Origin of the sequence: Ectopseudomonas composti (assembly GCF_001567565.1) — a bacterium.
GTDB lineage: Bacteria > Pseudomonadota > Gammaproteobacteria > Pseudomonadales > Pseudomonadaceae > Aquipseudomonas > Aquipseudomonas composti_A.
Genome location: NZ_LSSW01000020.1, coordinates 266,949 through 280,014 on the forward strand (window position 1 = coordinate 266,949; position 13,066 = coordinate 280,014).

Annotated in this window: 13 protein-coding genes; 5 read left to right on the forward strand and 8 right to left on the reverse strand. The window is 62.5% G+C overall.

Going from position 1 to position 13,066, the window contains the following annotated elements; all coding sequences use genetic code 11:
- Positions 1 to 104: 104 nt before the first annotated feature.
- Both PCLY_RS07175 and PCLY_RS07180 read right to left on the reverse strand, forming a co-directional pair.
- Positions 105 to 1,472, reverse strand: a complete 1,368-nt coding sequence (locus PCLY_RS07175; protein ID WP_061238608.1) for an aspartate aminotransferase family protein — start codon at positions 1,470 to 1,472, stop codon at positions 105 to 107.
- Positions 1,473 to 1,557: 85 nt separating this feature from the next.
- Positions 1,558 to 2,916, reverse strand: coding sequence for a glutamine synthetase family protein (locus PCLY_RS07180; protein ID WP_061238609.1), 1,359 nt, complete (start codon positions 2,914 to 2,916; stop codon positions 1,558 to 1,560).
- Between the two features lie 800 nt (positions 2,917 to 3,716).
- Here PCLY_RS07180 and PCLY_RS07185 point away from each other — a divergent pair.
- The 5 genes from PCLY_RS07185 (at position 3,717) to aguA (ending at position 9,466) form a co-directional block, all read left to right on the forward strand.
- On the forward strand, positions 3,717 to 5,096 hold the full coding sequence (locus PCLY_RS07185) for a glutamine synthetase family protein (protein ID WP_061238610.1): 1,380 nt from the start codon (positions 3,717 to 3,719) through the stop codon (positions 5,094 to 5,096).
- 177 nt (positions 5,097 to 5,273) lie between these two features.
- Positions 5,274 to 6,332: a polyamine ABC transporter substrate-binding protein gene (locus PCLY_RS07190; RefSeq protein WP_061238611.1), complete on the forward strand. Its 1,059-nt coding sequence runs from the start codon at positions 5,274 to 5,276 to the stop codon at positions 6,330 to 6,332.
- Between the two features lie 197 nt (positions 6,333 to 6,529).
- On the forward strand, positions 6,530 to 7,171 hold the full coding sequence (locus tag PCLY_RS07195) for a TetR/AcrR family transcriptional regulator (RefSeq protein ID WP_061238612.1): 642 nt from the start codon (positions 6,530 to 6,532) through the stop codon (positions 7,169 to 7,171).
- A gap of 236 nt (positions 7,172 to 7,407) precedes the next feature.
- Positions 7,408 to 8,289 carry an N-carbamoylputrescine amidase gene (aguB, locus tag PCLY_RS07200; RefSeq protein ID WP_061238613.1) on the forward strand — a complete coding sequence of 294 codons (882 nt, stop codon included), beginning with the start codon at positions 7,408 to 7,410 and terminating at the stop codon, positions 8,287 to 8,289.
- Between the two features lie 70 nt (positions 8,290 to 8,359).
- Positions 8,360 to 9,466, forward strand: coding sequence for an agmatine deiminase (aguA, locus tag PCLY_RS07205; protein ID WP_061238614.1), 1,107 nt, complete (start codon positions 8,360 to 8,362; stop codon positions 9,464 to 9,466).
- Positions 9,467 to 9,550: 84 nt separating this feature from the next.
- Here the strand turns inward: aguA and PCLY_RS07210 are convergent, their stop codons facing one another.
- From PCLY_RS07210 to gcvT, 6 genes are all read right to left on the reverse strand, one after another.
- Positions 9,551 to 9,739, reverse strand: coding sequence for a YgaP family membrane protein (locus tag PCLY_RS07210; protein ID WP_061238615.1), 189 nt, complete (start codon positions 9,737 to 9,739; stop codon positions 9,551 to 9,553).
- Positions 9,740 to 9,753: 14 nt separating this feature from the next.
- Entirely contained in the window at positions 9,754 to 10,173 is a 420-nt protein-coding gene (locus tag PCLY_RS07215; RefSeq protein WP_061238616.1) for a DUF6691 family protein, read from the reverse strand.
- 2 nt (positions 10,174 to 10,175) lie between these two features.
- Positions 10,176 to 10,610 carry a YeeE/YedE family protein gene (locus PCLY_RS07220; RefSeq protein ID WP_061238617.1) on the reverse strand — a complete coding sequence of 145 codons (435 nt, stop codon included), beginning with the start codon at positions 10,608 to 10,610 and terminating at the stop codon, positions 10,176 to 10,178.
- The gene (locus PCLY_RS07225; RefSeq protein ID WP_061238618.1) at positions 10,607 to 10,921 is read right to left on the reverse strand and encodes an ArsR/SmtB family transcription factor; all 315 of its coding nucleotides are present in this window, start codon (positions 10,919 to 10,921) and stop codon (positions 10,607 to 10,609) included. Before PCLY_RS07225 ends, PCLY_RS07220 begins: the two co-directional genes overlap by 4 nt.
- A 377-nt stretch (positions 10,922 to 11,298) precedes the next feature.
- Positions 11,299 to 11,688, reverse strand: a complete 390-nt coding sequence (gene gcvH, locus PCLY_RS07230; protein WP_061238619.1) for a glycine cleavage system protein GcvH — start codon at positions 11,686 to 11,688, stop codon at positions 11,299 to 11,301.
- 228 nt (positions 11,689 to 11,916) lie between these two features.
- Positions 11,917 to 12,999 (reverse strand): glycine cleavage system aminomethyltransferase GcvT, encoded by a 1,083-nt coding sequence (gcvT, locus tag PCLY_RS07235; RefSeq protein ID WP_061238620.1) that lies wholly within the window; start codon positions 12,997 to 12,999, stop codon positions 11,917 to 11,919.
- Positions 13,000 to 13,066 lie beyond the last annotated feature (67 nt).

Consider the following 13,066-nt stretch of genomic DNA (forward strand, 5'->3'; position numbering starts at 1 on the left):
GAGGTCGCGCAAGCCGTTCGAATCAGGCTGGCTCACGCACTCTGGCGCAGTCTGGCAAGGTCATGGCACCGCTGACAACTTTCCGTGGCTGCGGGCTTTCAGACCTACAGGTCACGCTGAGTCAGATCCAGGCACTTGCGCGCTTTCTCTATCAGTTCATCCACTTCCGCCTGGCTGATCACCAGAGGCGGCGCGATGATCATGGTGTCGCCCACGGCGCGCATGATCAGACCGTTATCAAAGCAGTGGCCGCGGCAAATCATGCCTACCGCCTTGTCACCCGGATAACGTTTGCGCGTCGCTTTGTCCTGCACCAATTCGATAGCGCCGAGCATGCCGATACCGCGTACTTCACCCACCAACGGGTGATCCGCCAGCTCACGCAGACGACGCTGCAAATACGGTGCCGTTTCTGCTTTAACCCGCTCGACGATGCCCTCTTCCTTGAGAATGCGCAGGTTCTCCAGACCCACTGCCGCCGCCACCGGATGCCCGGAATAGGTGAAGCCGTGATTGAAGTCGCCGTGCGCCTCGATCACTTCGAACACCTTGTCGCTGACGATCAGCCCGCCCATCGGCACGTAACCTGAGGTCAGGCCCTTGGCGATGGTCATCAGGTCGGGCTTGAGATCGTAGTACTGGCTGCCGAACCACTCGCCGGTACGGCCGAATCCGCAGATCACTTCGTCGGCGACGAACAGGATGTCGTACTTGGCGAGGATTTCCTTGATGCGCGGCCAGTAGCTCTGCGGCGGGATGATTACGCCGCCGGCGCCCTGGATCGGCTCGGCAATGAAGGCTGCAACGTTGTCTTCGCCCAGCTCGAGAATCTTCTTCTCCAGCTGATCGGCAGCCCAGATGCCGAAGGCTTCCGGGGTCATGTCGCCGCCTTCACCGAACCAGTACGGCTGCGGGATATGGGCGATGCCGGGGATCGGCAGGTCGCCCTGCTCGTGCATGAATTTCATACCGCCGAGGCTGGCGCCGGCCACGGTGGAGCCGTGATAGCCATTGTCGCGACCGATGATGATCTTCTTGCTCGGCTGGCCCTTGCACGCCCAGTAGTGGCGTACCAGACGCAGCATGGTGTCGTTGCCTTCGGAACCCGAACCAGTGAAGAACACATGGTTCATGCCGGCCGGCGCCAGCTGGGAGATAGCATGCGCCAGTTCCAGCACCGGCGGATGGGCGGTCTGGAAGAAGGTGTTGTAGAACGGCAGTTGACGCATCTGCGCGCTGGCAGCTTCGACCAGTTCCTCGCGGCCATAACCGACGGCCACGCACCACAGGCCGGCCATGCCGTCGAGGATCTTGTTGCCCTCGCTGTCCCACAGGTGCACACCTTTGGCCTCGGTGATGATGCGCGGGCCTTTCTCGGCCAACTGCTTGTAATCACTGAACGGCGCCAGGTGGTGAGCCTGGCTCAGGGCCTGCCACTGAGCAGTCTTGGGATTGTTCGCTTGCTTGTTCATTACCAACACCTTGCTAGCACGCAGCGCCAGCGGCGCTACGCAGAGATTCGTGGCAGCGGCCGCGCCAGGCGCGGCCGGTAGCCCATTACACCGACAGCAGGAGGAACTCGCGCTCCCAGGAGCTGATCACGCGCTTGAAGTTCTCGTGCTCGGCACGCTTGACCGCGACATAGCCACGCATGAACTTCTCGCCGAGGTACTTCTCGGCAGTCTTGCACGCCTCCATGCGTTCCAGCGCCGCTTCAATGGTCAGCGGCAGGCGCAGGTTGCGGCGCTCGTAGCCACGGCCCTTGACCGGTGCACCGGGGTTGATGCCTTCGACCATGCCGATATAGCCACACAGCAGGGATGCCGCCAGCACCAGGTAGGGGTTGGCGTCGGCGCCGGCCAGACGGTTCTCCACACGGCGGTTCTGCGGGCTGGCCTCCGGCACGCGCAGGCCCACGGTACGGTTCTCCTCGCCCCATTCGACGTTCACCGGCGCCGAGGTATCGGGCAGGAAACGGCGGAACGAGTTGACGTTGGGCGCGAACAGCGGCAGCAGCTCGGGGATGTATTTCTGCAGGCCACCGATGTGGTGCAGGAACAGTTGGCTCATGGTGCCGTCCTCGTTGGAGAACAGGCTCTTACCGGTCTTGATATCCACCACGCTCTGGTGAATGTGCATGGCACTACCAGGCTCGTCGGTGATCGGCTTGGCCATGAAAGTGGCCGCCACATCATGCTTGAGCGCGGCCTCGCGCATGGTGCGCTTGAACACGGTGATCTGGTCGGCCAGGTGCAGCGCCTCGCCATGGCGGAAGTTGATCTCCATCTGCGCCGGGCCGTCTTCGTGGATCAGCGTGTCGAGATCCAGGTGCTGCAGCTCGCACCAGTCGTAAACGTCCTCGAACAAGGGGTCGAATTCGTTGGCGGCGTCGATGGAGAATGACTGCCGGCCTACTTCCGGACGGCCGGAACGGCCCATGGGTGCCACCAGCGGGAAGTCCGGGTCACTGTTGCGCTTGGTCAGGTAGAACTCCATCTCCGGCGCGACGATGGGCTTCCAGCCTTTGTCTGCATACATCTGCAACACGCGCTTGAGGATGTTGCGCGGCGACAGCTCGATAGGGTTGCCCTGCTTGTCGAAGGTGTCGTGGATCACCATGGCGGTGGGCTCGATGGCCCAGGGCACGACGAAAACAGCATTGGCGTCCGGACGGCAGAACATGTCGATGTCCGCCTCGTCCAGCAGGTCGTAATAGATGTCGTCCTCGACGTAGTCGCCGGTCACGGTCTGCAGCAGCACGCTCTCAGGGAGGCGCATGCCCTTCTCGTCAAGGAACTTGTTGGTCGGCGATATCTTGCCGCGGGCAATGCCGGTCAGGTCGCTGATCAGACATTCAACTTCGGTGATTTTGCGTTCTTTCAGCCAGCTCGTGAGCTGGTCTAACTTGGTACTCATAGAGACCTCAGGGTTGTAGAACCAACTAGGGTTATAGCTGGTTCAGCGTTGCCCCGCCTTCTCCCTGCAAGCCTCACCAAAGGCCTGGAAGAAAGCGAGATATTCGGGTGGATGCTACTAGGGGTACGGCACCTCCGACACCTGACTTATCACTCCACCGAAAGAAAATCGCCCGCCCTTGTCAATCGACCCCGGCCCTTCTAGCTCGCGGCATAGCGCGAGCCCAACAGAGCCGACGAACGATTTGCACACTGCAGGACGCGAGCCACCGGGCACAGCAAGGGGCGCTGCGCAGCCGCGTGCGCTATCGTGCAGGGTATTGGGTGAACGAAAGGCCTGATGACACAGACCGAGCGGCGATGATGCCGCCGAGGAAAAAAGCTGCCGTGTTGCGACGTCGCCAGGCATGCTCAGCGCGGGGGCCAGCATGATGTGCAGGCCAGCCTCGCGAACGAGGACAGTAGAGGTAGCGTGACCGTTGGTTATGGCACAAGCGCTGACGCCGATGCTCGGCAGGCAAAACATGAGACACCCGTATTATTGCTGTTATGGGTTTCGACCGAGCTTAGCGTTGTTCATTTTTTTACACAATAGCTCTGTAAAAAATTGAACACACCCCATTGAGCACCCCGGAAAGACTCCGGTTGAAGACGCCTGAAAGGCCTGGAAATGCCCCAAAATTGGCCATGACGCCCCATGACAGGGCATTATCGGGCCAGCTTGACAGTAAAGTGCGTTTCGGATTGACTCACACCCGTGCATTCGCATGATTGATATATTTAACAAAAAGGTGTTGCATCATGTCGGTACCCCCGCGTGCCGTTCAGCTTAACGAAGCGAACGCGTTCCTCAAGGAACATCCCGAGGTCCAGTTCGTCGACCTTCTTATTGCAGATATGAATGGTGTGGTGCGCGGCAAGCGCATCGATCGAAACGCCCTTCACAAGGTGTACGAGAAAGGCATCAACCTGCCGGCCTCGCTCTTCGCTCTCGACATCAACGGTTCCACCGTCGAAAGCACCGGCCTTGGCCTGGACATTGGCGATGCCGACCGTATCTGCTTTCCCATCCCCAATACCCTGTGCAACGAACCCTGGCAGAAGCGCCCCACCGCGCAACTGTTGATGACCATGCACGAGCTGGACGGCACGCCTTTCTTCGCCGACCCGCGCGAGGTATTGCGCCAGGTGGTGCAGAAGTTCGACGAACTGGGCCTGCGTATCTGCGCAGCCTTCGAACTGGAGTTCTACCTGATCGACCAGGAGAACGTGAACGGCCGCCCGCAGCCGCCACGCTCGCCGATCTCGGGCAAGCGCCCGCATTCGACCCAGGTCTACCTGATCGACGATCTCGACGAGTACGTCGATTGCCTGCAGGACATGCTCGAAGCCGCCAAGGAGCAGGACATCCCGGCCGACGCCATCGTCAAGGAGAGCGCCCCGGCGCAATTCGAGGTCAACCTGCACCACGTCGAAGACGCCATCAAGGCCTGCGACTATGCGCTGCTGCTCAAGCGCCTGATCAAGAACATCGCCTACGACCATGAGATGGACTCCACCTTCATGGCCAAGCCCTATCCGGGCCAGGCGGGCAACGGCCTGCACGTGCACATCTCGCTGCTCGACAAGAAGACCGGCAAGAACATCTTCGCGGCCGAGAATCCACTGGAGAACACCTCGCTGCGCCATGCCGTGGGCGGCATCCTCGACACCCTGGCGGCGTCGATGGCCTTCCTCTGCCCCAACGTCAACTCCTACCGCCGCTTCGGCGCACAGTTCTACGTGCCCAACGCGCCGAGCTGGGCGCTGGACAACCGCACCGTGGCCGTACGCGTGCCTACCGGCAGCGCCGATGCCGTGCGTATCGAACACCGCGTCGCCGGTGCCGATGCCAACCCCTACCTGATGCTGGCCTCGATCCTCGCCGGTATTCACCACGGCCTGACCAATCAGATCGAGCCGGGCGAGCCGATCGAGGGCAACTCCTACGAGCAGCTCGAGCCCAGCCTGCCGAACAACCTGCGCGATGCCCTGCGTGAGCTGGACGACAGTGAAGTACTGAACAAGTACATCGATCCGAAGTACATCGACATCTTCGTCGCGTGCAAGGAAGCCGAATTGCAAGAGTTCGAGACCACCATCTCCGACCTCGAATACAACTGGTACCTGCACACCGTGTGACCCCGAGAAAGCCGGCCGCAGAGCCGGCTTCTTTTTGCCTGCCAACTGCCAACCGACAGCTCCGGCGCTTGGCCTCGGAGCCAGTGGTTCGCCGCACGGCGACCCCGCTGACATGAATCAACCCCCGGCGGCCGAGGCCGCCGGATACTGTTGCCTTCATCCTTCAGGGAGCTACTCATGCAACGCGCTCTTGCCGCCGTCCTGCTAGGCCTGATTTCCAGCCTGGCTCAGGCAGCCGACAGCATCCGTGTCTACAACTGGAACGATTACATCGCGCCACAGGTACTGGAAAACTTCACCCGCGACACCGGGATCGAAGTCGAGTACCACACCTTCAGCAGTGCCGAGGAACTGAACGCCGCACTGGAAAGCGGCCAGGCCATCGACATCGCCGTGCCCTCGCACAATGCACTACCAGGACTGATCGCCAGCGGCCGCATTCGCCCACTGGACTTCAACCTGCTACCCAACCGCAGCCATCTGGACAAGCAACTGCTGAGCAAGCTGGCGGCGGTCGACCCGCAGAATCGCCATGCCGTGCCGTACCTGTGGGGCGCGGTCGGCCTGGCGATCAACACGCCGCAGGCCGAAGCCGCCTACGGCGGACCACTGCCGCACAGCTGGAGCCTGCTGTTCGACCCCGAACAGAGCAAGCGCCTGGCCAGCTGCGGCATCAGCGTGCTGGATGCCTCGGATGAAACCCTGTCACTGCTGCTCAACTACCAGGGCCGCAGCCTCGCGCGCAGCGCCCCGAGCCGGGTCGAACGCGCCGGCAACGTACTCGAGGCCTTGCGCCCGAACCTGCGCTACGTCGACAGCGAGCGCTATATCGACGACCTCAACAATGGTCGCCTGTGCCTGGCCATGGCCTGGGTCGGCGACGCCCTCGCCGCTGCGCAGGCCGGGCAACCGGTCAGCTTCGTGGTGCCGGACGAAGGCTCGGTACTGTTCATCGACAACCTGGTGATCCCCGCCAGCGCTGCCCGCCCGGACCTTGCCCATCGTTTCATCGACTACCTGATGCAACCGCAGGTAATCGCCCAGGTTACCGCCGAGACCCTCTACCCCAACGGCAACGCCGATTCGGCGCAATTCATCGACAGCGCCCTGCTGGCACAACCCGGCCTGTACCCGGATCAGGACACCAAGCGCCGCCTGTATCCACTGGAAGTGCTTCCGGAGAAACACGCACAGGTGCGCAGCAACGTCTGGCAACGCTTCCTCGATGGCGGCTGAAAGGCCTGGCGAGGCCAAGGCAATCGCATGAGGCTCTTTTACCTCCTTCCGGGAATGGCAGAGCTCTTGTAGGAGCGGATTTATCCGCGAAATTCGCGATGAAATCGCGAATAAATTCGCTCCTACACCGTTTATGCGATTGCCTCGTCGGCGCCAGCTGACGTCCAATAGCACCTCGACCCACGAGGAGCCCCGCCATGTCGCGCCCCGCCAGCACCCGCAAGCCGCGCGCCAGCAGCCAGGCTCGCATCGCCGTTATCCTCGGCGCCGCCCGCGAGTTGCTGGCCGAGCAAGGCATGACCAACCTGTCGATCTACGCGGTGGCCGAGCGGGCGGGCATTCCACCGTCGTCGGTGTATCACTTTTTCGCCAGCGTGCCCGCTCTGCTCGAGGGTCTGACCGCCGACGTGCACGCAGCCTTTCGCGGCAGCCTGCTGGAACCGGTCGATCATGCCGCCTTGCGCACCTGGCACGACCTCTCGCGCCTGGTGGAACAGCGCATGCTGAGCATCTACGCCCAGGACGCCGCCGCTCGCCAGTTGATCCTCGCGCAGCATGGTCTGGCCGAGGTGACCCAGGCTGACCACCAGCACGACCTGGAACTGGGTCGATTGATGCGAGCGCTGTTCGAACGGCATTTCCCCCTGCCGCAATTACCGACGGATATCGATGTATTCACCCTGGCCATGTCCCTGGGTGATCGCGTGTACGCCCGCGCGGTACAGCTGCACGGCGAAATCACGCCACGCCTGGCCGAGGAAGGCATGCGCGTATTCGACGCCTACCTGGGGCTCTACCTGCCTGCCGCGCTGCCGAAGCGCCCCACCCCGCTGGAATAATCCCCGCGCCCGTCTCGTCTCGCAACAACCGTCAAACACGGTGCGCCCCGCGCCCGCACCTCATTATCTCGATAAAAATCGGATTAATTTCACTTTTGCGAGCAGAATCAGCTTCTAATATCGATATTTATCGGATATAAATCGACCATCTCGCCTTGGTCGATGTTTAGCCACGGCACTGCGAAAAGGCCTCCGGCGAACCCGGTACGGCCTGTGAACGAGCCAAGAGGTGCTTTATGTCCCGTATCGTTACCGTCGCCGCGACCCAGATGGCCTGCTCCTGGGATAGTGCCGCGAATATCGCCAACGCAGAAAAGCTGGTGCGCCAGGCCGCAGCCCAGGGCGCGCAGATCATCCTGATCCAGGAGCTGTTCGAGGCGCCCTACTTCTGCCAGAAACCCAACGCCGACTACACCCAGCTGGCGACCTCCGTTGAAGAAAATCCGGCCATTGCGCACTTTCAGAACGTTGCCGCGGAGCTGAAGGTGGTGTTGCCGATCAGCTTCTTCGAACGCGCTGGCCGCGCCCGCTTCAACAGCATCGCCATCATCGACGCCGACGGCACGAACCTCGGGATTTATCGAAAAAGCCACATCCCGGATGGCCCCGGCTACCACGAGAAGTACTACTTCAACCCAGGCGATACCGGCTTCAAGGTCTGGGACACCGCCTATGCGCGTATCGGCGTAGGCATCTGCTGGGACCAGTGGTTCCCCGAGTGCGCACGCAGCATGGCGCTGATGGGCGCGGAAATCCTCTTCTACCCGACCGCCATCGGCAGCGAGCCGCACGATGCAGGCATCAACTCGCGCGAGCACTGGCAGCGCGTGCAACAGGGCCATGCCGGCGCCAACGTGATGCCGCTGGTGGCCAGCAACCGTATCGGTCGCGAAGAGCAGGACGGCTACGACATCACCTTCTACGGCAGCTCGTTCATCGCCGACCAGTTCGGTGAAAAGGTCAAGGAACTGAACCAGACCGAGGAAGGCATCCTGGTGCACAGCTTCGATCTGACCGAGCTGGAGAAGGTGCGTAGCGCCTGGGGTGTGTTCCGCGACCGCCGGCCGAACCTATACTGGCCGCTTTCCACACTCGATGGCGAAAACCTCTGCGAGTGAACGTAGCCCGGATGCAATCCGGGGATTTTTCTCACGACACCCCGGACTGCATCCGGGCTACAGGTGAAACATGACCACGCTGAACACCACTCCACGCGCCGATGGATTCCGTATGCCGGCGGAATGGGAAACCCACAGCAAGACCTGGATCGTCTGGCCCGAGCGTAGCGATAACTGGCGCAACGGCGGCAAGCCGGGCCAGGCCGCCTTCGTCGCCGTGGCCAAGGCCATCGCCCAGTTCGAGCCAGTGACCGTCTGCGTCAGCGCAGCGCAGTACGAGAACGCCCGTGCACGCCTGGACGACAGCAACATCCGCCTGGTGGAAATCACCACCGACGACGCCTGGGTGCGCGATACCGGCCCGACCTTCGTGATCAATGACAGCGGCGAAGTGCGCGGTGTGGACTGGGCATTCAATGCCTGGGGCGGCTTCGACGGCGGTCTGTACTGGCCATGGCTACGTGATGACCAAGTGGCGCGCAAGATCCTCGAAATCGAAGGTTGCAAACGCTACCGCACCGACGGCTTCGTGCTTGAAGGCGGCTCGATTCATGTCGATGGCGAAGGCACCCTGATCACCACCGAAGAGTGCCTGCTGAACAACAACCGCAACCCGCACCTGACCCGCGAAGGGGTCGAAGCCATGCTGCGCGAGCATCTGGCCATCGACACCGTGATCTGGCTGCCGGACGGCCTGTACAACGACGAGACCGACGGCCACGTCGACAACTTCTGCTGCTACGTGCGCCCCGGTGAAGTGCTGCTGGCCTGGACCGAAGATCAGAACGATCCCAACTACCCGCGCTGCCAGGCCGCCATGCGCGTGCTGGAAACCGCGCGCGACGCCAAGGGCCGGCAGCTGACCGTGCACAAGATGCCGATTCCCGCCCCGATGTACGCCACCGCCGAAGAGTGCGCAGGCGTCGATATGGTCGAAGGCAGCCAGGAGCGTAGCCCGGACGTTCGTCTGGCCGGCTCCTACGTCAACTTTCTCATCGTCAACGGCGGCATCGTCGCGCCGAGCTTCGATGACCCGAAGGACATCGAGGCCTGCACCATCCTCCAGCGCATCTTCCCCGAGCATCGCGTGGTGATGGTACCGGGCCGCGAAATCCTCCTGGGCGGCGGCAATATCCACTGCATCACCCAGCAGCAACCAGCCCCGCAGGGTGCCTGAACCTGACGGTTCGCTGCACAAGTCGCCATGAAAATGCCCGGCCTGTGCCGGGCGTTTTCGTTCCCTCTCGAAGGCGGACAGCCGTCACTTCATCTTGCAGGTATTGATCCCCAGCAGCGGATAGGCCGGGCAGAAGCGGAAGATGCCGGTGGCCAGCGGCACCAAGCCGATCCAGCCCCACAGGCCGATGACACCGGCCAGGCTCAGCGCGATGAGGATCAGCCCTGCGGCGATACGCAGGCTACGGTCGAGCGTTCCAACATTGGCTTTCATCGAGGTTCTCCAGGTCATCGTCCACGCCGGCCTTCCAGCGCAGTAAAGATCAGCATTCCGGCAAGCATCGCGGCGACGAACAACGCGGCCTGCCAGTACCCGGTCAGCAGGACGGCCAAGGCCGGCCCCGGACAGATACCGGCGATCCCCCAGCCAACACCGAACAGCAGGCTGCCACCAATCAGCCGGGCATCCAGATCGCGCCGCGCGGGCAGCTGCATGGCACCACCAAGCAGCGCCTTGGCGCGCCGTCGTGCCAGGCTCAGCGGCAACGCAGCGACGCCAATCGCGCCAGCCATCACCAGCGCCAGCGACGGGTCCCAGTTGCCGGCTAGGTCGAGAAAAGCCAGCACCTTGCCGGGGTCGGCCATACCCGCCAGCAGCAGACCGAGACCAAACAGCAGGCCACAAACGAATGCACTGAGTCTGACCACGTTCAACCTCCCAACAGATGACGCAGGACAAATACGCAGGCGAAACCCGAGGCCATGAAGCACAGCGTGGCCACCAGCGAGCGTGGCGACAGGCGGGCAATACCGCAGACGCCATGGCCACTGGTGCAACCCGAGCCATAGCGGGTACCGATACCGACCAGTAGGCCGGCCACGATCAACCCCAGGCTGCCGGTCTCGAAATGAAGCGTGGGCAACGCCGCGAATAGCCCCCAGAGCAGGGGCGCCAGCAGCAGACCAAGGACAAAGGCGACCTTCTCGCCGCGCCCTTCGCCCCCACGCTGCAGCAGGCTACCGAGCAAGCCACTGATGCCGGCCACGCGGCCATTGGCCAGAGCGAACACGGACGCCGCCAGGCCGATCAGCGCACCACCGGCCAGGGCGCTCCAAGGGGTGAAACTGGCCCAGTCGACGTTCATTGCCGGCCCTCGCAGAACAGACGATAGAGCGTCTCGATCACCGCCAGCGCCGCCGGACTGCTGATGCGATAGAAGATCTGCTTGCCGTCGCGACGGGTCTCCACCAGCCCTTCACGACGCAACACCGCCAGTTGCTGCGACAGCGTGGGCTGCTGGATACCGAGCAGCGCCTCCAGCTCGCTGACGTTACGCTCGCCCTGCGACAGCTGGCAGAGCAGCAGCAGACGATCCGGATTGGCCAGCGCCTTGAGCAGCTGCCCGGCGGCGTCGGCATTGGCCCGCAGCTGCTGGATATCGATGGTTTCGGCCATGAGACACCTTCACTCAATACAATATGTATTTTTATATATTGTATATTGAAAAAGTGTTAGCGCAACTGACCGGCGGTAGGAGGGGGACTGCACAGGCCGCCTTGCAGGAGCGGCTGCAACCGCGAAAGTCCGTCCAACCGTGCACAGCACAAATAGAGGGAGGGGCTCTATCCGCGACAAGAGCTCGCCACTAAAGCGCCTCCCACAAAGGGTATCGTCAACAATCTCGCCGAATCCACAGATCTCCCCGGATTACATCCGGGCGACCACTGACGCCATGCAAGCGCACTCACTGGCGATACGCACACAAGCAACAATCACCAGCTCAGAAACGCGGAAACCCGCCGTGGCGGGTTTCCGGGTCGAAGCCAGGTGAATCAGGCGTCGGCGTCGGCAGCAGCCTGATAGGCCGCAGCGTCGAGCAGCTTGTCCAGCTCGCTGGCGTCGCTCGGCTTGAGCTTGAAGAACCAGCTGCCGTACGGGTCGCTGTTGACGCTTTCCGGGCTGTCGGCCAGCGATTCGTTGATGGCGATGACCTCACCAGCAACCGGTGCGTAGATGTCGGAGGCCGCTTTGACCGACTCCACCACACCCGCCTCCTGGCCAGCGTTGAGTTGCTTGCCGACTTCCGGCAGCTCGATGAACACGACGTCACCGAGGGCTTCCTGGGCGTGGTCGGAAATGCCCACGGTCACGCTACCGTCAGCCTCCAGGCGCGCCCACTCGTGGCTGGCGGCATAACGCAGATCGGCGGGGATATTGCTCATGTTTGATTCCTCGTAAACGGTGACGGCAAGTGGACCGTCAGGACAATTTAGCAGGCCACGGCGTCAGGAGAAGCCAGCACCGCGAACAAAAAAAGAGCGTGACCACGATATTGCGAGCCAGGGCCATGCAATACCGATATCGGGCCTGCAAAACCAGGTGCGCAGGCGCTGTGTACTTTGTACAAGCTTGCTTGTAACGCTGGCGCGCAGCGCATCGTAGTCAGCTTCTCAGATAAGGGTTTTACCGTGGCGAACGAAGCTCGGCTTGACCACGCGTACTGGGTACCACTTGCTGCGTATCTCCACCTCGGCACGGTCCCCGGTGGTTGCCGGCACACGCGCCAGCGCAATGGATTTGTTCAGCGTGGGTGAGAAGCTACCGCTGGTGATCTCGCCCTCGCCAAGGCCGTCGACGCGTACCACCTGATGCGCACGCAGCACACCGCGCTCTTCCAGCACCAGGCCTACCAACTTGCTCGGGCAACCAGCGGCGCGCTGCGCTTGCAGCGCCTGGCGACCGATGAAGTCGCGCTCGGCAGGCTCCCAGGCGATGGTCCAGTCCATGTTGGCGGCCAGTGGGCTGACCTGCTCGTCCATGTCCTGGCCGTAGAGGTTCATGCCCGCCTCCAGGCGCAGGGTGTCGCGTGCGCCGAGGCCGATGGGTGAGATACCAGCACCGACCAGATCGTTGAGGAAGGACACCACCTCGGTCACCGGCAGCACGATCTCCAAACCGTCCTCACCGGTGTAACCGGTACGCGCGATGAACCAGTCGCCCTCGGGCAGCCCCTGAAACGGCTTGAGCTCATGGATCAGCGCGGCGCGAGCCTGGCTCAGCAGCTCGGCGACACGCGCACGCGCCTTGGGGCCCTGGATGGCGAGCATGGCCAGGTCGCGGCGCTCTTGCAGTTGCACGTCGAAATCAGCCGCCTGCGCGTGCATCCAGGCCAGGTCCTTGTCACGGGTGCCGGCGTTGACCACGAGGCGGTAACCACCTTCGGTGAGGTAGACGATCAGGTCGTCGATCACCCCACCCTGCTCATTGAGCATTGCGCTGTACAGCGCCTTGCCCGGGCTATCCAGACGGGCCACATCGTTGGCCAGCAAACGCTGCAGATAGGCCTGCGCCTGGCTGCCGCCGACGTCCAGCACGCACATGTGCGAGACATCGAACACGCCGCACTCGCGGCGCACCTGATGATGCTCCTCCACTTGCGAACCGTAGTGCAGCGGCATGTCCCAGCCGCCGAAATCCACCATCTTGGCCCCCAGTGCCAGGTGCAGGTCATAGAGGGGGGTGCGCTGTCCCATGGGTTATCTCCTTCCGGGCTTGGCGAAGCGATTCAGACCCCCGAGAAGCTAGCTGCGTGCCATTGCT

Excerpts from the sequence above, each read along its gene's own strand:
- PCLY_RS07175 (WP_061238608.1), bottom strand. The coding sequence starts at position 1,472 with ATGAACAAGCAAGCGAACAATCCCAAGACTGCTCAGTGGCAGGCCCTG.
- PCLY_RS07180 (WP_061238609.1), bottom strand. The coding sequence starts at position 2,916 with ATGAGTACCAAGTTAGACCAGCTCACGAGCTGGCTGAAAGAACGCAAA.
- PCLY_RS07185 (WP_061238610.1), top strand. The coding sequence starts at position 3,717 with ATGTCGGTACCCCCGCGTGCCGTTCAGCTTAACGAAGCGAACGCGTTC.
- PCLY_RS07190 (WP_061238611.1), top strand. The coding sequence starts at position 5,274 with ATGCAACGCGCTCTTGCCGCCGTCCTGCTAGGCCTGATTTCCAGCCTG.
- PCLY_RS07195 (WP_061238612.1), top strand. The coding sequence starts at position 6,530 with ATGTCGCGCCCCGCCAGCACCCGCAAGCCGCGCGCCAGCAGCCAGGCT.
- aguB (WP_061238613.1), top strand. The coding sequence starts at position 7,408 with ATGTCCCGTATCGTTACCGTCGCCGCGACCCAGATGGCCTGCTCCTGG.
- aguA (WP_061238614.1), top strand. The coding sequence starts at position 8,360 with ATGACCACGCTGAACACCACTCCACGCGCCGATGGATTCCGTATGCCG.
- PCLY_RS07210 (WP_061238615.1), bottom strand. The coding sequence starts at position 9,739 with ATGAAAGCCAATGTTGGAACGCTCGACCGTAGCCTGCGTATCGCCGCA.
- PCLY_RS07220 (WP_061238617.1), bottom strand. The coding sequence starts at position 10,610 with ATGAACGTCGACTGGGCCAGTTTCACCCCTTGGAGCGCCCTGGCCGGT.
- PCLY_RS07225 (WP_061238618.1), bottom strand. The coding sequence starts at position 10,921 with ATGGCCGAAACCATCGATATCCAGCAGCTGCGGGCCAATGCCGACGCC.
- gcvH (WP_061238619.1), bottom strand. The coding sequence starts at position 11,688 with ATGAGCAATATCCCCGCCGATCTGCGTTATGCCGCCAGCCACGAGTGG.
- gcvT (WP_061238620.1), bottom strand. The coding sequence starts at position 12,999 with ATGGGACAGCGCACCCCCCTCTATGACCTGCACCTGGCACTGGGGGCC.